The 18,304-nt window shown below is 66.7% G+C and carries 16 protein-coding genes; 2 read left to right on the top strand and 14 right to left on the bottom strand.

The annotated features are described in order from the left end of the window. Positions 1-3: 3 nt before the first annotated feature. The 14 genes from C265_RS04050 to apbC all read right to left on the bottom strand — a co-directional run bounded on the left by C265_RS04050 (position 4) and on the right by apbC (position 15,324). Positions 4-2,277: an arginine/lysine/ornithine decarboxylase gene (locus tag C265_RS04050; protein WP_010813842.1), complete on the bottom strand. Its 2,274-nt coding sequence runs from the start codon at positions 2,275-2,277 to the stop codon at positions 4-6. A gap of 150 nt (positions 2,278-2,427) precedes the next feature. Then, the gene (gene dcd, locus C265_RS04045) at positions 2,428-2,994 is read right to left on the bottom strand and encodes a dCTP deaminase (RefSeq protein WP_010813843.1); all 567 of its coding nucleotides are present in this window, start codon (positions 2,992-2,994) and stop codon (positions 2,428-2,430) included. Between the two features lie 96 nt (positions 2,995-3,090). Next, on the bottom strand, positions 3,091-3,921 hold the full coding sequence (locus tag C265_RS04040; RefSeq protein ID WP_010813844.1) for a formate dehydrogenase accessory sulfurtransferase FdhD: 831 nt from the start codon (positions 3,919-3,921) through the stop codon (positions 3,091-3,093). 63 nt (positions 3,922-3,984) lie between these two features. Further along, entirely contained in the window at positions 3,985-4,374 is a 390-nt protein-coding gene (locus C265_RS04035; protein WP_010813845.1) for a hypothetical protein, read from the bottom strand. Between the two features lie 34 nt (positions 4,375-4,408). Continuing rightward, the gene (locus C265_RS04030) at positions 4,409-5,617 is read right to left on the bottom strand and encodes a formate dehydrogenase subunit gamma (protein WP_010813846.1); all 1,209 of its coding nucleotides are present in this window, start codon (positions 5,615-5,617) and stop codon (positions 4,409-4,411) included. Positions 5,618-5,681: 64 nt separating this feature from the next. Further along, positions 5,682-5,918, bottom strand: a complete 237-nt coding sequence (locus C265_RS04025) for a hypothetical protein (protein ID WP_010813847.1) — start codon at positions 5,916-5,918, stop codon at positions 5,682-5,684. Next, positions 5,915-6,592 (bottom strand): formate dehydrogenase FDH3 subunit beta, encoded by a 678-nt coding sequence (gene fdh3B, locus C265_RS04020; protein ID WP_010813848.1) that lies wholly within the window; start codon positions 6,590-6,592, stop codon positions 5,915-5,917. Before fdh3B ends, C265_RS04025 begins: the two co-directional genes overlap by 4 nt. Before the next feature lie 15 nt (positions 6,593-6,607). Next, positions 6,608-9,640, bottom strand: coding sequence for a molybdopterin-dependent oxidoreductase (locus C265_RS04015; protein WP_010813849.1), 3,033 nt, complete (start codon positions 9,638-9,640; stop codon positions 6,608-6,610). Positions 9,641-9,711: 71 nt separating this feature from the next. After that, positions 9,712-9,927 (bottom strand): hypothetical protein, encoded by a 216-nt coding sequence (locus C265_RS04010; RefSeq protein ID WP_010813850.1) that lies wholly within the window; start codon positions 9,925-9,927, stop codon positions 9,712-9,714. A 199-nt stretch (positions 9,928-10,126) separates the two neighbouring features. After that, positions 10,127-10,759, bottom strand: coding sequence for a molecular chaperone (locus tag C265_RS04005; RefSeq protein ID WP_010813851.1), 633 nt, complete (start codon positions 10,757-10,759; stop codon positions 10,127-10,129). Between the two features lie 35 nt (positions 10,760-10,794). Continuing rightward, complete coding sequence (locus C265_RS04000; RefSeq protein WP_010813852.1) at positions 10,795-12,960, bottom strand: 4Fe-4S binding protein; 2,166 nt, start codon at positions 12,958-12,960, stop codon at positions 10,795-10,797. 101 nt (positions 12,961-13,061) lie between these two features. Further along, on the bottom strand, positions 13,062-13,652 hold the full coding sequence (locus C265_RS03995; RefSeq protein WP_010813853.1) for a DUF3306 domain-containing protein: 591 nt from the start codon (positions 13,650-13,652) through the stop codon (positions 13,062-13,064). 27 nt (positions 13,653-13,679) lie between these two features. Further along, on the bottom strand, positions 13,680-14,213 hold the full coding sequence (locus C265_RS03990) for a DUF3305 domain-containing protein (RefSeq protein WP_010813854.1): 534 nt from the start codon (positions 14,211-14,213) through the stop codon (positions 13,680-13,682). A 22-nt stretch (positions 14,214-14,235) separates the two neighbouring features. Then, on the bottom strand, positions 14,236-15,324 hold the full coding sequence (gene apbC, locus C265_RS03985) for an iron-sulfur cluster carrier protein ApbC (RefSeq protein ID WP_010813855.1): 1,089 nt from the start codon (positions 15,322-15,324) through the stop codon (positions 14,236-14,238). A 340-nt stretch (positions 15,325-15,664) separates the two neighbouring features. Between apbC and C265_RS03980 the strand changes: the two genes are divergently transcribed. Both C265_RS03980 and metG read left to right on the top strand, forming a co-directional pair. After that, a complete protein-coding gene (locus C265_RS03980; protein ID WP_010813856.1) occupies positions 15,665-16,303 on the top strand; it encodes an OmpA family protein in 639 nt (212 codons plus the stop codon). Between the two features lie 290 nt (positions 16,304-16,593). After that, positions 16,594-18,304, top strand: a 1,711-nt coding sequence (gene metG / locus C265_RS03975; protein ID WP_010813857.1) for a methionine--tRNA ligase, incomplete at its 3' end; no start/stop codon positions are given.

The following is an 18,304-nucleotide window of genomic DNA, read 5'->3' as shown; positions in this document are numbered from 1 at the left end:
CGCTCAGCCGCCCTGCTTCACGCAGTCGACAAAGTACGCCGTCTTGCCGTCGACCTCGTCCTCGACCAGGCCGTGGATGTCGGTCTCGAAGCCAGGGAACAGCTTGTTGAACTCGCGCGCGAACTTCAGGTACTGCACGATGGTGCGGTTGAAGCGCTCGCCCGGAATCAGCAGCGGAATGCCCGGCGGGTACGGCGTCAGCAGGATGGCGGTGACGCGGCCCTCCAGGTCGTCGACCGGCACGCGCTCGATCTCGCGGTGCGCCATCATGGCCCAGGCGTCCGACGGCTTCATCGCCGGCTCCATGTCCGACAGGTACATCTCCGTCGTCACACGGGCCACGTCGTTGGCCTTGTACACGCTGTGGATCGCATCGCACAGGTCACGCAGGCCCATGCGCTCGTATTGCGGGTGCTTGGCGACGAATTCCGGCAGCACGCGCCACAGCGGCTGGTTCTGGTCGTAGTCGTCCTTGAACTGCTGCAGCTCGGTCACCAGCGAGTTCCAGCGGCCCTTGGTGATGCCGATAGTGAACATGATGAAGAACGAATACAGCCCGGTCTTCTCGATGATGATGCCGTGCTCGGCCAGGTACTTGGTGACGATGGCCGCCGGGATGCCGCGTTCGCTGAACTCGCCGTCCACGTCCAGGCCCGGGGTGATGATGGTGGCCTTGATCGGGTCGAGCAGGTTGAAGCCGTCGGCGAGGTCGCCGAAGCCGTGCCAGCGCTCATTGGCCTTGAGCATCCACTCTTCGCGGTCGCCGATGCCGTCTTCGATCAGTGCGTCCGGGCCCCACACCTTGAACCACCAGTCGCCGTTGTTGCCGTCGTCGTAGTCGCCCTCGACCTTGCGCATGGCGCGGCGGAAATCCATCGCCTCCTGGATGCTTTCTTCCACCAGCGCGGTGCCGCCCGGCGCTTCCATCATCGCCGCGGCCACGTCGCACGAGGCGATGATCGAGTACTGCGGGCTGGTCGAGGTGTGCATCAGGTACGCCTCGTTGAAGCGGTAGCGGTCCAGCTTGCGCGTCTCGGAATCCTGCACCAGGATCTGCGAGGCCTGCGACAGGCCGGCCAGCAGCTTGTGCGTCGACTGGGTGGCGAACACCAGCGCGTCCTTGCTGCGCGGGCGGTCCTTGCCGATCGCGTGCATATTGCGATAGAAGTCGTGGAAGGCCGCATGCGGCAGCCAGGCTTCATCGAAGTGCAGCGTATCGATCTCGGCGGCCAGCATTTCCTTGATCTGCTCGGCGTTGTACAGCACGCCGTCGTACGTACCCTGGGTGATGGTCAGGATGCGCGGCTTCTGGTTCTTGGCCTTGCTGGCGAACGGGTGGTTGGCGATCTTCTTCCTGATCGTCTCCGGATCGAACTCGCTCTTCGGGATCGGGCCGATGATGCCGTAGTGGTTGCGCGTGGGCATCAGGAAGACCGGGATCGCGCCCGTCATCATGATCGCGTGCAGGATCGACTTGTGGCAGTTGCGGTCCACCACCACGATGTCGCCCGGCGCCACGTTGGCATGCCACACCATCTTGTTCGAGGTGGAGGTGCCGTTGGTGACGAAATACATGTGGTCGGAGTTGAAGATGCGCGCGGCATTGCGCTCCGACGCGGCCACCGGGCCGGTGTGGTCCAGCAGCTGGCCCAGTTCATCGACCGCGTTGCAGACGTCGGCGCGCAGCATGTTCTCGCCGAAGAACTGGTGGAACACCTGGCCCACCGGGCTCTTCAGGAAAGCCACGCCGCCCGAGTGCCCCGGGCAGTGCCACGAGTACGAGCTGTCCTGCGCGTAGTCGATCAGCGCCTTGAAGAACGGCGGCGCCAGCGTGTCGAGGTAGACCTTGGCTTCGCGGATGATGTGGCGTGCCACGAATTCCGGCGTGTCCTCGAACATGTGGATGAAGCCGTGCAGCTCGCGCAGAATATCGTTGGGGATGTGGCGCGAGGTGCGGGTCTCGCCGTACAGGAAGATCGGCAGGTCCGAGTTGCGGCGGCGCACTTCGGTGACGAAGGCGCGCAGCTTTTCGATGGCGGCGGCCTCGAGCTGGTCATCGCCGTCGCGCGTGAACTCGTCGTCGTCGATCGAGACGATAAAGGTCGATGCCCGGCTGGACTGCTGCGCAAACGACGTCAGGTCGCCGTAGCTGGTCAGGCCCATGACCTCCATGCCCTCTTTCTCGATCGCCTCGGCCAGCGCGCGGATGCCCGAGCCGGAGATGTTCTCGGAGCGAAAGTCTTCGTCAATGATGATGACGGGGAAACGGAATTTCATCGGGCATCCTTGATGGAAAGCAGGACATAAAGGACTTGAGCCACATGGCCGGCAGGAGGTTCCCCGCTGCGGCGACATGTGGCTCTGACGTCAGGTGTGGCGGCCATTCTCGGGGCCAGCCTTCCGGCAAACGCCGGCATTGTAATGCGCTCAGGTCTTCGGCAGTGTGACACCGTGCTGGCCCTGGTACTTGCCGCCGCGGTCGCGGTACGAGGTCTCGCAGACTTCGTCGCTCTCGAAGAACAGCACCTGGGCGCAACCCTCGCCGGCGTAGATCTTGGCGGGCAGCGGCGTGGTGTTGGAGAACTCCAGCGTCACATAGCCTTCCCACTCCGGCTCGAACGGCGTCACATTGACGATGATGCCGCAGCGGGCGTAGGTGCTCTTGCCCAGGCAGATGGTCAGCACGCTGCGCGGGATCCGGAAGTATTCCATCGTGCGCGCCAGCGCGAACGAATTGGGCGGGATGATGCAGACATCGCCCTTGAAATCCACGAACGACTTCTCGTCGAAATTCTTCGGATCGACGATGGTGCTGTTGATATTGGTGAAGATCTTGAATTCGTCGGCGCAGCGGATGTCGTAGCCGTAGCTCGAGGTGCCGTACGAAACGATCTTGCGCCCGTCCTGCTCCCGGACCTGGCCTGGCGCGAACGGCTCGATCATGCCGTGCTGCTCCGCCATGCGGCGGATCCACTTGTCGGATTTGATGCTCATAAGGTTGGGAGGGTAAACACACTGGCTCGGAGTGCGCCGCATTGTACAACCAATCGCGCCCACCCCTTTATGCAAACGCAAACAACCAAGTGCCGCTTACGCCACCGCGTCTTCAGGCAGCCGGTGGCGGAAGCGCTCGCGCCCGGTGTAGAGCAGGAAGTGCTTGCCGGTGCAGCGCGCAAACAGCGTCAGGTTGACGCGCCGGGCCATCTGGTAGCCCATCTGCGTCACGCCCGAGCGCGACAGCAGGAACGGGATGCCCATCTGCGCGCCCTTGATCACCATCTCGGAAGTCAGGCGCCCGGTGGTGTAGAAGATCTTGTCGCTGCCCGTCATGCCTTCCAGCCACATGCGCCCGGCGATGGCGTCCACGGCGTTGTGGCGGCCCACGTCCTCGATGAACATCAGCAGCTCGGTGCCCTGGAACAGCGCGCAGCCGTGCACCGAGCCAGCCTGCTTGTAGACCGACTGCTGCAGCCGGATGGTGTCGATGATGCCGTACAGGGTGTCCTGGTCCAGCGTGGCGCCAACCGGCAGGCGGATGTTGTCGACCTCATCGAGCAGCGAGCCGAACACGGTGCCTTGCCCGCAGCCGGTGGTCACCACGCGGCGCGCGGTGCGTTCCTCGATGCGGTCCACGCCATTGCGCGTGGTCACGGCGGCGGACTCGGTTTCCCAGTCGACCTGCACCGCGGCGATGTCTTCGATCGATTCCACCAGCCGCTGGTTGCGCAGGTAGCCGAGCACCAGGTGCTCGGGCGCGCCGCCCAGGGTCATCAGCGTGACCAGCTCGCGCTTGTCGAGGTAGACCGTCAGCGGACGCTCGCCCGGCAGGTAGGCCGCGCGCACGCGGCCCTGCTCGTCGACGACTTCAACCTCTTCGATCAGGGGAACGGCTGCCTGGGTAAGCTCGGGACGCAGGGTCATGACGAGGGGCTCGGGACTGCTGGTGAGGGCCCCGCGCCGCGCGCGGCGTGCATGGGGCTGTGGTTACGGCGCCTTTGCAGGGGATTGTACCGCGCCGGCCGCGGCTGGTTTGGCGTCGGCCGCGGTGCTGGCCACGGCTGGCGCCGGGGCGGCAGGCGCAGCGGCGGTCGGCGCCACAAACGGGCCCGGATCGGCACACGCGGCGGCTTGCGACGGCGCGCGGGTTTCCTGGCCGTGGGCCTTGCGCTCGGCGAAGTAACGCGCCGCGGTCTTGTCCTGCGCGCGGCACAACTGGTAGGCGGCGACCTTGTCGGCCCAGGCGGCGCGCGCCTTGGTCTCAGCGGCCTTGGCCTGCTGGGCCTCGGTCGGCGGCGGCAGCTTGGCCAGCGCGCCGGTGGCAAGGGTGGCGCCCGCGCACAGGGCAACCAGCGTCAGGGTGCGTGTCATCGTCATCGTGGGTTCCGCATGGTCTGGTTGGCAGCCGGCCTCAGGCTTCGCCCGGGGTATGCCGGGTGTTGCGCCCCGCGGCGGCTTCCGGGCTGGCCGAACGCTGGGCCGGGATCTTGCCGGACTTGATGTCGTCGTACCAGTGCTCGTGGTGCTCCTTGGCCCAGGCCTCGTCCACCCAGCCGTCGCGCATGGCGCGGTAGGCGCCTTCCATGCCGACCGTGCCCATGTAGATATGGCCGCACGCCATCGCGATCATCAGCACGGCCGAGATCCCATGGATCACGTTGGCGATCTGCATGGTCGCGCGGTAGTAGTCCATGCCTGGCACGATCATGTCCAGCACCCAGCCCGATGCCGACAGCACCAGCCCGAACACGAACACGCCGATCCAGAACCACATCTTCTCGCCGGCATTGAAGCGCCCGCTCGGCACATGCTTGCCGGACGCCAGGCCGCCAAGGCTGGTGACCCAGCGCATGTCGTCGCGGTTGGGCAGGTTGTCGCGCACGAACACCACGAAGGCCACGATCACCGACAGCGTGAAGATCGGGCCGATCACGTTGTGCAGGTTCTTCAGCACGTAGGTCAGCCAGCCGAACAGCATGTGGCCCATCAGCGGCAGCAGGAAATGCTTGCCCAGCAGCAGCACGATGCCCGACACCGCCAGCACCACGAACGAGATCGCCATGGTCCAGTGGACAATGCGCTCAAGCGGCGTGAAGCGCTCGATCATGCGGCCGGTGCGCGGCGTGCGCAGCGGGATGGCGCCGCGCCAGAGGAAGAAGCCCAGGATGGCAAGCGGCACCACCAGCAGCAGCCAGCCGCCCCAGACGGTGATGACGCCGTTGCGGAACAGGCGCCATTGCTGCCCGGTGCGCTGGATCAGCACGCCGGCTTCCTTGTCGGGCAGGCTGCTGTAGTGGCGCTGGTCGGAATTGACCTCGCGCCAGACCGGCGCATTGTTGCCGGGCTGCGTGACGGTGCGCTGCTGCTGCGACTGGGCCTCGGCGGCGATATCGCGGCGCGGTATGTTGAAGATATTCTCGGATGCGATGCCGGCCAGCGGCTGGACCGGGTGCGTGGCCGGGTTGTTGGTGTCGGCATTGGCCTGCGCGGCGGCCGGTGCCGGCGGTGCCGAGGCCGGCGCCTGTGCGGCGGCGGTGCCGGCAAAGGCCGCCAGCGCCAGCGCGCCGGCGCTGAGCCAGCGCCGCCAGCCTGCGCGGCATGCATTCTGCGACGGCGTCATGTGCACTCCTTCGGATCGTCGAGGGCCAGCGCCCGGCTGCCGGGGCAGCCCAGCTGCAGCGCCTTCATTGCGTGCGGTTGTACTCGTTCTGCAACTGGTTGCGCTGGCGAATCTGGTTGTCCCAGCTGGTCTTGTCGCCCTGCTTCCAGCCCTTGGCCACGAACGGATCATCCGGGGCGCCCTGGTAGGCCTGGGCGTCAGTCTTGCGGTGCGACGGGCTGATGGTCTGCGGCTTCTCGCCGCAAGCTGCCAGCAGCACGCCGCACAGCGACACCAATGCAACAACGCGGACGCGGTTCATGACGCTTGCCCTCCCGGGGCCGCGGGTGCGGCCGGTGCAGCGGGCGCCGGCTGTGCCGGTTGGGCCGGCTGGGCCGCGCCGCCCTTGGCGGTGCCGTAGGCCGTGCCCCAGCCGAACACGTCGCCGCCGGTGCCGCGCTTGATCACGCGGTTGCGCAGGATGTCGGCGATCACATCGCCGTCGCCGCCCAGCAGCGCCTTGGTCGAGCACATCTCGGCGCACAGCGGCAGCTTGCCTTCGGCCAGGCGGTTGCGGCCGTATTTCTCGAACTCAGCTTCCGAGCCGTTCTTTTCCGGGCCGCCAGCGCAGAAGGTGCACTTGTCCATCTTGCCGCGCACGCCGAAGGTGCCGGTCGACGGGAACTGCGGCGCGCCGAACGGGCAGGCGTAGGAGCAGTAGCCGCAGCCGATGCAGACGTCCTTGTCGTGCAGCACCACGCCGTCCTCGGTGCGGTAGAAGCAGTCGACCGGGCAGACCGCCATGCAGGGCGCGTCCGAACAGTGCATGCAGGCCACCGAGATCGATTTCTCGGCGCCGACCATGCCGTCGTTGACGGTGACCACGCGGCGCCGGTTCACGCCCCAGGGCACCTCGTGCTCGTTCTTGCAGGCAGTGACGCAGCTGTTGCACTCGATGCAGCGCTCGGCGTCACAGATAAATTTCATGCGTGCCATGGTGTCCCTCTGCGCTTAGGCAAACCGCTCGATCTGGCAAACGGTGGTCTTGGTTTCCTGCATCATCGTCACCGAGTCATAGCCGTAGGTGGTGGCCGTGTTGACCGCCTCGCCCCGCACCACCGGCATCGCGCCCGCGGGGTAGTAGTCCTTCAGGTCCTTGCCTTGCCACCAGCCCGAGAAATGGAACGGGATAAACGCGGTATCGGGCCCCACCCGCTCGGTCACCAGCGCGCGCACCTTGATGCGGGCCCCGGTGGGCGTCTTCACCCAGCAAAAGTCACCGTTGCGGATACCGCGGTCGGACGCCGCGCGCGGGTTGATCTCGACGAAGTTCTCCTGCTGCAGTTCGGCCAGCCACGGGTTGGAGCGGGTTTCTTCGCCACCGCCCTCGTACTCGACCAGCCGCCCGGAGGTCAGGATGATCGGGAACTTTTCATAGACCTTGTTCTCGATATTGCGCTGCTGCACCGACTTGTACAGCGTCGGCAGCCGCCAGAACGCCATCTTGTCGTCGTGGGTCGGGTACTTGGCGACCATGTCCGGGCGCGTGGAGTACAGCGGCTCGCGATGCTGCGGGATCGCGTCGGGGAAGTTCCATACCACCGCGCGCGCCTTGGCGTTGCCGAACGGGTGGCAGCCATGGTTCTTCATCACCACGCGCTGGATGCCGCCCGACAGGTCGGTCTTCCAGTTCTTGCCTTCGGCCTTGGCCTTCTCGGCATCGGTCAGGTCGTCCCACCACCCCAGCTTCTTCAGCAGCACATGATCGAACTCCGGATAGCCGGTGGTGATCTCAGCGCCCAGCGAATACGAACCGTCCTCCGCCAGCAGGCTGACGCCGTCGCGCTCCACGCCGAAATTGGCGCGGAAGTTGCCGCCGCCGTCCATCACGTGCTTGCTGGTGTCGTACAGGTTGGGCGAGCCCGGGTGCTTCAGTTCCGGCGTGCCGTAGCACGGCCACGGCAGCCCGAAGTAGTCGCCGGTCAGGTCGTAGCCGGTCACCGGATCCTTGCCCGCCTTGCAGCGCAGCGTCTTGACGTCGAACATCTGCATATTGCGCATATGCGCCTTCAACCGCTCCGGCGACTGGCCGGTGTAGCCGATGGTCCAGTTGCTGGCGTTGATCTCGCGCAGGATCGATTCTGGCTCCGGCTCCATCCAGGTGCGGCCGGCGCGCTTCACCTCGATCAGCTTCATGTTCTTCGACAGCTCCTTGCCAAAGCCAAGCTTGTCGGCGAACGCCTGCATCAGCGTCTGGTCGGGCATCGACTCGAACAGCGGCTCGATGACCTTCTCGCGCCATTGCAGCGAGCGGTTCGACGCGGTGCACGTGCCCGAGGTCTCGAACTGCGTGCATGCCGGCAGCAGGTAGACCGCGCGGTTCGGGTTGACCTTGTCGCCCTCGGCCGGCGGCATGTTGGCCATGGCCGCGGTCGCCGACGGATAGGGGTCGACCACCACCAGCAGGTCGAGCTTGTCCAGCGCCTTCTTCATCTCCAGGCCGCGCGTCTGCGAGTTCGGGGCATGGCCCCAGAAGAACACGCCGCGCACGTTGTTGTCCTGGTCGATCAGCTCGTTCTTCTCGGTGACGATATCGATCCAGCGCGACACCGTGGTGCCGGACTTCTCCATCATCGCCTGCGAGACGAACTGCTTCTTGATCCATTCATAGTCCACACCCCACACCGCGGCGTAGTGCTTCCACGCGCCGGTGGCCAGGCCGTAGTAGCCCGGCAGCGAGTCCGGGTTGGGGCCCACGTCCGTGGCGCCCTGCACGTTGTCATGGCCGCGGAAGATGTTGGCGCCGCCTCCCGCCACGCCGATATTGCCCAGCGCCAGCTGCACCAGGCACGAGGCCCGCACGATCGCGTTGCCGATGGTGTGCTGGGTCTGACCCATGCACCACACCAGCGTGCTGGGACGGTTCTTGGCCATGATCTCGGCCACCATCTTCACCTGCGCCTCGGGCACGCCGCAGACTTCCTCGACCTTGTCGGGCGTCCACTTGGCCATGACCTCTTCCTTGACCTTGTCCATGCCGTAGACGCGATCCTGCAGGTACTTCTGGTCTTCCCAGCCGTTCTGGAAGATGTGGTACAGCATGCCGAACAGGAACGCGATGTCGGTACCCGAGCGGATGCGCACGTAGTGTTGCGCCTTGGCTGCGGTGCGCGTGTAGCGCGGATCGACCACGATCACCTTGCAGCCGTTCTCCTTGGCGTGCAGCAGGTGCAGCATCGATACCGGGTGCGCCTCGGCCGCGTTGGAGCCGATATACAGCGCTGCCTTCGCGTTCTGCATATCGTTGTACGAGTTGGTCATCGCCCCGTATCCCCAGGTATTCGCCACGCCCGCCACGGTGGTGGAGTGACAGATGCGCGCCTGGTGGTCGGTGTTGTTGGTGCCGAAGAACGACACCCACTTGCGCAGCAGGTAGGCCTGCTCGTTGCTGTGCTTGGACGAGCCGACGAAGAACATCGAGTCCGGGCCGGTCTGCTGGCGGATCTCCTTCATCTTCGCGGTGATCTCGTCCAGCGCCTGGTCCCAGCTGATGCGCTGGTACTTGCCGTTGACCAGCTTCATCGGGTACTTGAGGCGGTATTCGCCGTGGCCGTGCTCGCGCAGCGCCGCGCCCTTGGCGCAGTGCGCGCCCAGGTTGATGGGCGAATCGAACACCGGCTCCTGGCGGATCCACACGCCGTTCTGCACCACCGCGTCGACCGCGCAGCCGACCGAGCAGTGGCCGCACACGGTGCGCCTGACCACGATGCCGGTCTTGCCGTCGGCAGCCGCCTTCTTGTCGTCGGCTGCGTCCGCCTTGCGGATCAGCGTCAGCTGCGAGGCCGCCAGCCCGGCACCGACGCCGATGCCAGAGCGCTTGAGGAAGCTGCGGCGGTCCATGGTCGGCATCGCGCCGGCCAGGCTGGCCGCGAGCCGCTGCGAGAGTCGGCCGGAGGCTGCGCCGGCATGTTCAGGCCGGTTGGCCAGGCCGTCAGCGAGGCGGGCGGATGCGCCCTGCGCCGCGCGTTTGCGGGTCAAGATCATGTCTCACCTCAGATGCGGACGCAGGTCGCGTCCGGTTGCAGGCGGTGCGGCAGACCACACCGCCCTGGCAGCTACACCAGCGTGGTCCGGTAGTACTTGCGGATGTGGTCAGAGACCCGGTAACCCTTGCTGGCCGACGGAGGATCGGTGGGTTCCGGCAGAGCTGCGGCCTGGTCCGGCATGGCCGGACCGCGCGCGGTCAGCGCTGCCGCACCCGTAGCGGCAGCCACAACTCCAGCGCCCGCGAGAAACGTGCGGCGCGCGACCCTGGTTTGCTTCTGTGTCATGTGGGGGCTCCTCGGCTGTCCAAGCCCGATGGTTTTAGCCGTTATGCGTTGTTATGCATATTCTAGAATCAACTAGCAGGAAAGACCATGATATGCACGGGTTTTTCCCTACTTTCCAACCCATTTTCGTGTAAATGGCCGCCTTGGGCCCGCTGCGCTAAAGAAGCCTCGAAGCGCGCCGATATTCAATGCCGCCCGCTCAATGCATCTCGAGCGCCATCGCTTCCACGCCGGCAAACGCGCCCAGCAAGCCTGCCACGCTGCGATAGAAACGCGCCTGCGGGTGCGTCGTCACTGCATCGCACAATCGCTCCACCCAGGGCTGCAGGTGCTGCGCATAGAAACGCTGCTGCTCGCCCAGGTTGGACACCGCCAGGTCGTCGCCCGCCACCAGGAAGCGCATCACCTCGCACAGCGTGGCGATATGGTCCTCGGTTTCGCTGACATCTTCATGGCGCTCCAGGCCGTAGCGGGCCAGGTCTTCGCGCAGCGCCACCAGCGGGCGCTCGTTCAGGAAACCGGTCATGTAGAAGGAGCCGTACAGGAACACATCCTGGCGGCCCACGCCCACGAACAGCTGCCGGTACTCGTCCTCGGCCTCGGCCGCCGTGGTCTCCGATGCTGCATCGCACAATGCGTTCCACGCCTTGCCCAGCACGGTGTTCGCGTCCTCGCCCACGGCGCGGTTGGCGGCGATGTGGTGCAGCAGCGCGGCGTCGGGCGCGTGGTAGAACAGCGTGGCAAGCAGACCGTAGAGGTCGGCGCGGGCGGTGTCTTCGGCATCGTCGGCGGGCGGCGCGGCGGTGAGCTGGATCGGCTGGAAATCTGTCATGTCGTGATGATTTGTCCTGGGTGGCCTGGCCGCTGTCAGCGCAGCGTGGCGCCGGTGGCGGTTCCCGTATCGCGCTCTATCATGTCGATGACGCGGCAGTCAGGGCACATCTTCAGGCGCTCGGCCGCGGCGCCGGCAAAGGCCGGATGGCCGGCCAGGCGCACCAGCATCGACTCCACCATCTGCGCCGTGCCGAACGGCTTGGCGCAGCGGATGCAATGGAACGGCTGGGTCTCGTTCAGGGTCACCGGGCGGCGCGCCGCGTCGCCGGCCAGCAGGCGCGGCACCAGGCTGATGGCGTCTTCCGGGCAGGTCTTCTCGCACAGCCCGCACTGCACGCAGTTGCGCTCGATAAAGCTGAGCACCGGGCGCTCGGGATTGTCGCGCAGCGCCTGCGACGGGCACGCGCCGACGCAGGCCATGCACATGGTGCACTTGCCCGTATCCACCGCGATCGCGCCGATCGGCGCGCCGGCCGGCAGCGGCACGCTTGGCGCGGGCACCGGCGCGTGCCGCGCCAGGTGGTCCAGCACAAAGTCCAGCATCTCGCGCTTGGCCGCGACGGGGCCGAACGGCGCCGGCGGCACTGCGTTGCGGCCCGGGCGCAGCGCCGCCAGGCCGGCATCCAGCGCCGGCGTATCGGCGGCCTCGACCAGCGACAGTACCTCGCCGTCATAGCCCAGGCCGGCCAGCAGAGCGCGCCCGACCGCGATCTGCTCCAGCAGCGCGGTGCGGTACTGCGGTGCCTCGTCGCCGGTCAGCAGCACCGCTACGCGGCTGGCGCCCCAGCACAGCGCGGCGAGCCATAGCTCCAGCCCGGCCGAGGCCGGGTGGAACAGCGACAACGGCATCACATTGGCGGGCACTCCCTTGGCCTTGCCGCCGCGGGCGGAACGGCCCAGTGCCAGCAGCGCGGGCGTGCCGTATTCCTCGCCATGCAGCAGCACCACCGGATCGCGCGCGCCGGCCTGGCGGTACGCTGACAGCAGCGTGCGCAGGCGCGCGCCGGTCACTTCCGGCCCCGGGTAGCCATAGCTGATGGCCCCGCTCGGGCACACAGTGGTGCACGCGCCGCAGCCCATGCACAGGTTGGGCGTGACCTCGATGCGCCCCTTGCCGTCATGCCAGCGCGAGCCGATGGCCTCGGTCGAGCAGATGTCGATGCAGGCGGTGCAGCCGGTGGTCTGGTTGCGGCCATGCGCGCACAGGTTTTCCTTGTAGCGGAAGAACCTGGGCTTCTCGAACTCGCCCACCAGCCCCGCCAGCATCAGCGCCTGGGCCTGCTGGCGCGCGGCATCGGCGCCGGCGTGCAGATAGCCCTGCGGCGGCTGGTGCATGGTGAAGGCAGGCGTGTCGCACAGGTCGAAGACCAGGTCGAAGCGTCCCTGCACAGTGCCCTGCGGGCGGTCGAAGTCGATCGCCGCGGCGGCGCCGCAGGCGCGCACGCAAGCACGGTGCGAGCGGCAGCGCGACAGGTCGATCTGGTAGCTGAAGTCGATCGCGTCCTCGGGACAGGCGTCGATGCAGGCGTTGCAGCGGGTGCACAGGTCCAGGTCGATCGGGTTGCTGCGGCCGGCGCCGGTCTCCCAGCTGGCCTCGAACGCGCCCAGCCAGCCTGTCAGCGAGCCCAGCCGGCCGCTGTGGACCGGATAGGCGCGCGCCGCAGGCTGCGCCGCGGCGCCTTCACGCATGTCGCTGCCGGTCAGCAGCACCGTGACCTCCAGCTGCATCGCGGCCAGCCGCTCGGCCCACGGCAGCGCCCGCTGAGCCGGGCCCAGCACCAGCACCGCGCCGTCGGAACGGTAATCCACCACCGGCACCGGGTCAGGTTCGGGCAGCGCTGCCACGGCCAGCAGCGCGGCGATCTTGGCATTGGCGGTCTTGGGGTCGCGCCGGGCGCCCTGTGACCAGCCGCCGGTCTCGCGGATATTGACGAAGCGCACCGGCGCAGTCACCACCGGGCGGCCATCGCTGCCCTGCGCGGCCTGCGCCGCGACTTCGGTAAATAGCTGGCGTTCCTGGGTGCAGGCGACGATGACGTCGTCGGTGCCGTCGAGCGCGGCGGTGAAGTCGCCGATCTCGCGCCGGCACAGCAGGCGATGGACCTTCAAGGGGCCCTGGTTGGCGTCCTTGGTTGCTTCGGACAATGCCGCCCCGTCAAGCGGCATGGTGTCGTTGCAGTTGCAGATCAGCGTCGGCATGGCGAATGCGGCTGACCGGTCCGGACGTCCTTCTTGGCGAGGGGTCTGCGGGCCGGCGGATTGTGGGGATGCCTATTGTAGGCTGCGCTGCACCTGTGAGGCTACGCGCATTTATCCGGGTCTTGCGGGCCCTGTTCTGCGCTTTGACTTACAGTTTGCTGCGGCGTTTCGACTGGTGCGGGTATGTCCGTAGTGTCGGCGGTCTCGCCGGATTCGGCGAACTCGGCGGGCGCCGCCGGCGGTACATCCACAGGCCCCGCGGCGGCGGCCGCGGCCTGTGCCGCCGCGCGTTCCTCGTCGGTCGGCTCGAACAGGCCCAGGGTCTCGGACTGGCGCAGCTGGCGCAGGATCTCCGGCGGGATCGGGTCGGGCTTGCTGTAGTCGTCGATATAGATGTCGAGCCCGTCCATGACCTTGAAGTGCGGATCGGCGAACAGCGTCTTCAGCGCCGCGCGCTTGACTGACTCATCCACGCCGCGGGCCACGAACCGGGCGATCTCGTCGCCGGGGCGCAGCGCGGCCACGTCCTCCAGCGTCGGGGCCGGTACTTGCGGCGCTTCGGGCGCGGCCCCGGTGGCCGCGGGGACGGCTTCGGCATGCGCCGGTGGTGCCGGTTCTGCCGGCACGGGCACGCCCTCCCGCACCGCGGCCTTGCGGCGCGACCAGCGCGACAGGAAGGACGAATCGCTCATCGGCAGGGCAAGCTCAGGTCGTCAGGATCAGTAGCGGGCGCGGTCTTCCGGCGCCTTGAAGGATTCGGGCCGGCGCCGCTGCTTGGGCTCGGGCCGGTAGTGCTGGTCGACATAGGCCTGCAGCCACTCGCGCTGCTCGGGCGCCAGCGGCACGTTCTCGACGGTCTCGCCGGCATCGAGCCAGCGGCCGGCCTCGTTGTACGACAGCGTCACGGTCATCGGCACCGGATGGGCCTCTTCGCCAGCGCCGTCGTCCTCTGGCATGCGCCACAGCACGAACCAGCACGGCGTGGTCGAGGTCAGGTTCAGGTAATAGCCTTCGCCCTGGTCGCGGAACAACGTCACCTCGAAGCCCGGGTAGAGCCAGTGCGCGCCGTGGGCGTCGTGCTCCAGGCACACGGGATGCGTGCCGAACTCGCCAAGGTCCGGCAGCACCGCGTCCAGCTCCCACTTCCACGGCTGCCAGCGGTTGGCCAGCGCGACCTTGCGCATCACCACCGCCATGGTGACGGCGGGGCGGGCAGCGGGTGCCGGCAGGTCGGGGGCAGGCTGGCTTTCCATGGTTGCTGCGCGCGGCGCGCGCTCAGGTGTTTTGCACCACGATACTCGGAAACTTGCTGGTCATGTCGCGCGCCTTGTCGGCGACCTTGATCGCCACCTTGCGCGCGATGGCGCGGTACATCCCGGCCACCGGGCTGTCGGGCTCGGCCACCACGGTCGGGCGGCCGGAGTCGGCCTGCTCGCGGATCTGCAGGTTCAGCGGCAGGCTGCCCAGCAGGTCGACGCCGTAGTCGGCGCACATCTTCTCGCCGCCGCCGTGGCCGAAGATATGCTCGACATGGCCGCAGTTCGGGCAGCAGTAGACCGCCATGTTCTCGACGATGCCCAGGATGGGAATGCCCACCTTCTCGAACATCTTCAGGCCCTTCTTGGCATCCAGCAGCGCGATATCCTGAGGCGTGGTGACGATCACCGCGCCGGTGACCGGCACCTTCTGCGACAGCGTCAGCTGGACGTCGCCGGTGCCCGGCGGCATGTCGACGATCAGGTAGTCCAGATCGTGCCAGTTGGTCTGGCGCAGCAGCTGCTCCAGCGCCGAGGTGACCATCGGGCCGCGCCATACCATCGGGTTGTCCTGCTCGATCAGGAAGCCGATCGAGTTGGCCTGCAGGCCGTGCCCTTCCAGCGGCTCCATGGTCTGGCCGTCGGCGGATTCCGGGCGGCCGTCGATGCCCAGCATCATCGGCAGGCTCGGCCCATAGATGTCTGCGTCGAGCATGCCGACGCGCGCGCCTTCCGCCGCCAGCGCCAGCGCCAGGTTCACGGCCGTGGTGGACTTGCCCACCCCGCCCTTGCCCGACGCCACCGCAATCACGTTCTTCACGCCCGGCAGCAGCTTGACCCCGCGCTGCACCGCGTGCGCGACGATCTTCATGGTCACGGCCACGCTGACATTGCTCACGCCCGGCACTTGCCGCACCGCAGCAACCACCAGCTTGCGGATCGGATCGAACTGGCTCTTCGCGGGGTAGCCGAGTTCGACTTCCAGCGAGACATCGCCGCCGTCGACGCGGATGTTCCTGGCCGAGCGGGTGGATACCAGGTCCTTGCCCGTATTGGGGTCGATGACGGTGCGCAGGGCTTCGGTGACCTGCTCAGTGCTGACGCTCAAGACAAACTCCGCTTCGATGATTTGGGGGGACTGGCGCATGATGGCCTGCGCCTAATGTATCAAAGTATGCAGCACCGGCCATGAACGCCGGAAATCCGCGCGCAATACCCTGCATAGGGTGTGGGATTACAGACATTTACAAATCTCACAAGCTTGCACTTGTGCGCGCGCCGCCATATCCATATTGTAGTGCGGTTGGACGGCCCGGTACGCCGGCACCGCAGGCGGTGCCCGGGCCGGCCGGGCCCGACGCGTACAAAGGGTTACCTGCCGCTAGCCTTGGCGTTACCATCGCGATGCGGTACCAAGAACATTTACGGGAACATCAGAAGGAGAAAGCATGAAGATCAAGCTCGTTACTGTCTCGCTCACCGCTGCCACGCTGCTGGCCGCAGGTTGCGCCACTGAACAGCAAACCCATACGGCAGTCGGCACCGGCGTGGGCGCCGCGGTCGGCGCCGGGCTTGGCAACCTGATCGGCGGCAATACCACCGGCACGCTGGTGGGCGCGGCAGTGGGCGGTGCCATCGGCGGCGCAACCGGCTACAACTGGAACGCCATCCGCGGCAAGCTGAACAAGGACACCGCGGGCACGGGCACCCAGATCACCGAGCAGCCGGATGGCACGCTCAAGGTCAACATCCCCAGCCAGGTTACCTTCGATACCGACAGCGCCACCATCAAGCCGTCGTTCCGCTCGGTGCTCGACCAGGTCGCGCAGACCCTGGGCCAGCACCAGGACGTGAGCGCCAACGTGGTGGGCCATACCGACAGCACCGGCAACCCCAACTACAACATGCAGCTGTCGCAGCGCCGCGCCCAGAGCGTGGCCGGCTACCTGGGTGATCGCGGCGTCGCACGCAACCGACTGACGGCCGAAGGGCGCGGGCAATCCCAGCCGGTTGCGGACAACGGCACTGAGGCCGGACGGGCACAAAATCGCCGCGTCGAAATTTTTTTGAAACCAATTCAAGGATGACCCAGTCATAGAAACAGGTGCCGCTTGCCACCGTTGCTGGCTCGCGATGGGTGGCTGACCTCCCGGGCGGTACCTGATTTCTCCTCCTTTTCCGTTGTGGAAAGCTGCGCCGGTTCTGACCGGCGCTTTTTTTTTGGCCGAACGGATCCGTGGGTTTCGCCATTCCGCCATGCGGAACCGGCGCGCAGGCGCTGGCCAGTTGCTAAAATAGCCCCTTCCCGGCACGCGCCCTCCCTTCCTGGCTGGCGCCGTCCCCCTGATATTTCCCCGCTCCTGACCGGCTCCTGTTTATGACCGCACGTCGCATCCTCGTCACATCCGCCCTGCCTTATGCCAACGGCCAGATCCATATCGGCCACCTGGTGGAATACATCCAGACCGATATCTGGGTGCGTTTCCAGCGCATGATGGGCAACGAGGTCTACTACGTCGGCGCCGACGACACCCACGGCACGCCGGTCATGCTGCGCGCCGAGAAGGAAGGCATCACACCCAAGGCACTGATAGACCGCGTCTGGACCGAGCACAAGCGCGACTTCGACAGCTTCCTGGTGTCGTTCGACAACTACTACAGCACCGACGCTGAAGAAAACCGCGAGCTGTGCGAAAAGATCTACCTGGCCCTGAAGGCCGAGGACCTGATCGCCGAGCGCGAGGTCGAACAGTTCTTCGACCCGGTCAAGAACATGTTCCTGCCGGACCGCTTCATCAAGGGCGAGTGCCCCAAGTGCGGCGCCAAGGACCAGTACGGCGACTCGTGCGAGGTCTGCGGCACCACCTATGTGCCGACCGACCTGAAGAACCCGTATTCGGTGGTGTCCGGCGCCACGCCGGTGCGCAAGTCGTCGGCCCATTACTTCTTCAAGCTGTCCGATCCGCGCTGCGAGACCTTCCTGCGCGAATGGGTGGCCGACCTGGCCCAGCCCGAGGCCGCCAACAAGATGCAGGAATGGCTGGGCGCCGAGGGCGAGGCCTCGACCCTGTCCGACTGGGACATCTCGCGCGATGCGCCCTACTTCGGCTTCGAGATCCCCGGCGCGCCCGGCAAGTACTTCTACGTGTGGCTGGACGCCCCGATCGGCTACTACGCCAGCTTCCAGAACCTGGCCGCGAAGAAGGGCATCGACTTCGACGCCTGGGTCGGCCCGCATTCGACCGCCGAGCAGTACCACTTCATCGGCAAGGACATCCTGTACTTCCACACGCTGTTCTGGCCGGCGATGCTGCGCTTCTCGGGCTACCGCACCCCGACCAATGTGTTCGCCCACGGCTTCCTGACCGTGGACGGCGCCAAGATGAGCAAGTCGCGCGGCACCTTCATCACCGCGCAGAGCTATGTCGACACCGGCATGAATCCGGAATGGCTGCGCTACTACTTCGCCGCCAAGCTCAACGCGAGCATGGAAGACCTCGACCTGAACCTCGATGACTTCATTGCGCGCGTGAACAGCGACCTGATCGGCAAGTACGTCAATATCGCCAGCCGCGCCGCGGGCTTCCTGGTCAAGCGTTTCGAAGGCAAGGTCGACGAGGCCGCGCTGGCCCACCCGCTGCTCGAACAGCTGCGCCAGGCCGCACCGCAGGTCGCCCACCTCTATGAAGCCCGCGAGTACAGCAAGGCGTTGCGCCTGGTGATGGAGCTGACCGATGCGGTCAACGCCTTCGTCGACACCGAGAAGCCGTGGGAACTGGCCAAGGACGAAAACAAGCGCGCGGCGCTGCATGCGGCGTGCTCGGTCTCGCTGGAAGCCTTCCGCCTGCTGACGGTCTACCTGAAGCCGGTGGTGCCGAACGTGGCTGCCGGCGTTGAGCGCTTCCTGAACGTCGAGCCGTTGGACTGGCGTGCCATCGACAAGCAGCTGTCGGCCGCCAGCCCGGTGCAGGCCTACCAGCACCTGATGACGCGCGTCGATGCCAAGCAGGTCGACGCGCTGCTGGCTGCCAACCGCGAATCGCTGCAGGCAACCGCGGCGCCGGCCGCCGCGGGCGCGGCGATCGAGC

Origin of the sequence: Cupriavidus sp. GA3-3, from assembly GCF_000389805.1 — a bacterium.
GTDB classification, from domain to species: Bacteria; Pseudomonadota; Gammaproteobacteria; order Burkholderiales; family Burkholderiaceae; genus Cupriavidus; species Cupriavidus necator_D.
The sequence above is the reverse complement of the archived record's forward strand: the minus strand, read 5'-3'. Positions and strand labels throughout refer to the sequence as shown.

Coding starts and splice junctions, on each gene's coding strand:
- C265_RS04050 (WP_010813842.1), bottom strand. CDS start 2,277: ATGAAATTCCGTTTCCCCGTCATCATCATTGACGAAGACTTTCGCTCC.
- dcd (WP_010813843.1), bottom strand. CDS start 2,994: ATGAGCATCAAATCCGACAAGTGGATCCGCCGCATGGCGGAGCAGCAC.
- C265_RS04040 (WP_010813844.1), bottom strand. CDS start 3,921: ATGACCCTGCGTCCCGAGCTTACCCAGGCAGCCGTTCCCCTGATCGAA.
- C265_RS04035 (WP_010813845.1), bottom strand. CDS start 4,374: ATGACGATGACACGCACCCTGACGCTGGTTGCCCTGTGCGCGGGCGCC.
- C265_RS04030 (WP_010813846.1), bottom strand. CDS start 5,617: ATGACGCCGTCGCAGAATGCATGCCGCGCAGGCTGGCGGCGCTGGCTC.
- C265_RS04025 (WP_010813847.1), bottom strand. CDS start 5,918: ATGAACCGCGTCCGCGTTGTTGCATTGGTGTCGCTGTGCGGCGTGCTG.
- fdh3B (WP_010813848.1), bottom strand. CDS start 6,592: ATGGCACGCATGAAATTTATCTGTGACGCCGAGCGCTGCATCGAGTGC.
- C265_RS04015 (WP_010813849.1), bottom strand. CDS start 9,640: ATGATCTTGACCCGCAAACGCGCGGCGCAGGGCGCATCCGCCCGCCTC.
- C265_RS04010 (WP_010813850.1), bottom strand. CDS start 9,927: ATGACACAGAAGCAAACCAGGGTCGCGCGCCGCACGTTTCTCGCGGGC.
- C265_RS04005 (WP_010813851.1), bottom strand. CDS start 10,759: ATGACAGATTTCCAGCCGATCCAGCTCACCGCCGCGCCGCCCGCCGAC.
- C265_RS04000 (WP_010813852.1), bottom strand. CDS start 12,960: ATGCCGACGCTGATCTGCAACTGCAACGACACCATGCCGCTTGACGGG.
- C265_RS03995 (WP_010813853.1), bottom strand. CDS start 13,652: ATGAGCGATTCGTCCTTCCTGTCGCGCTGGTCGCGCCGCAAGGCCGCG.
- C265_RS03990 (WP_010813854.1), bottom strand. CDS start 14,213: ATGGAAAGCCAGCCTGCCCCCGACCTGCCGGCACCCGCTGCCCGCCCC.
- C265_RS03980 (WP_010813856.1), top strand. CDS start 15,665: ATGAAGATCAAGCTCGTTACTGTCTCGCTCACCGCTGCCACGCTGCTG.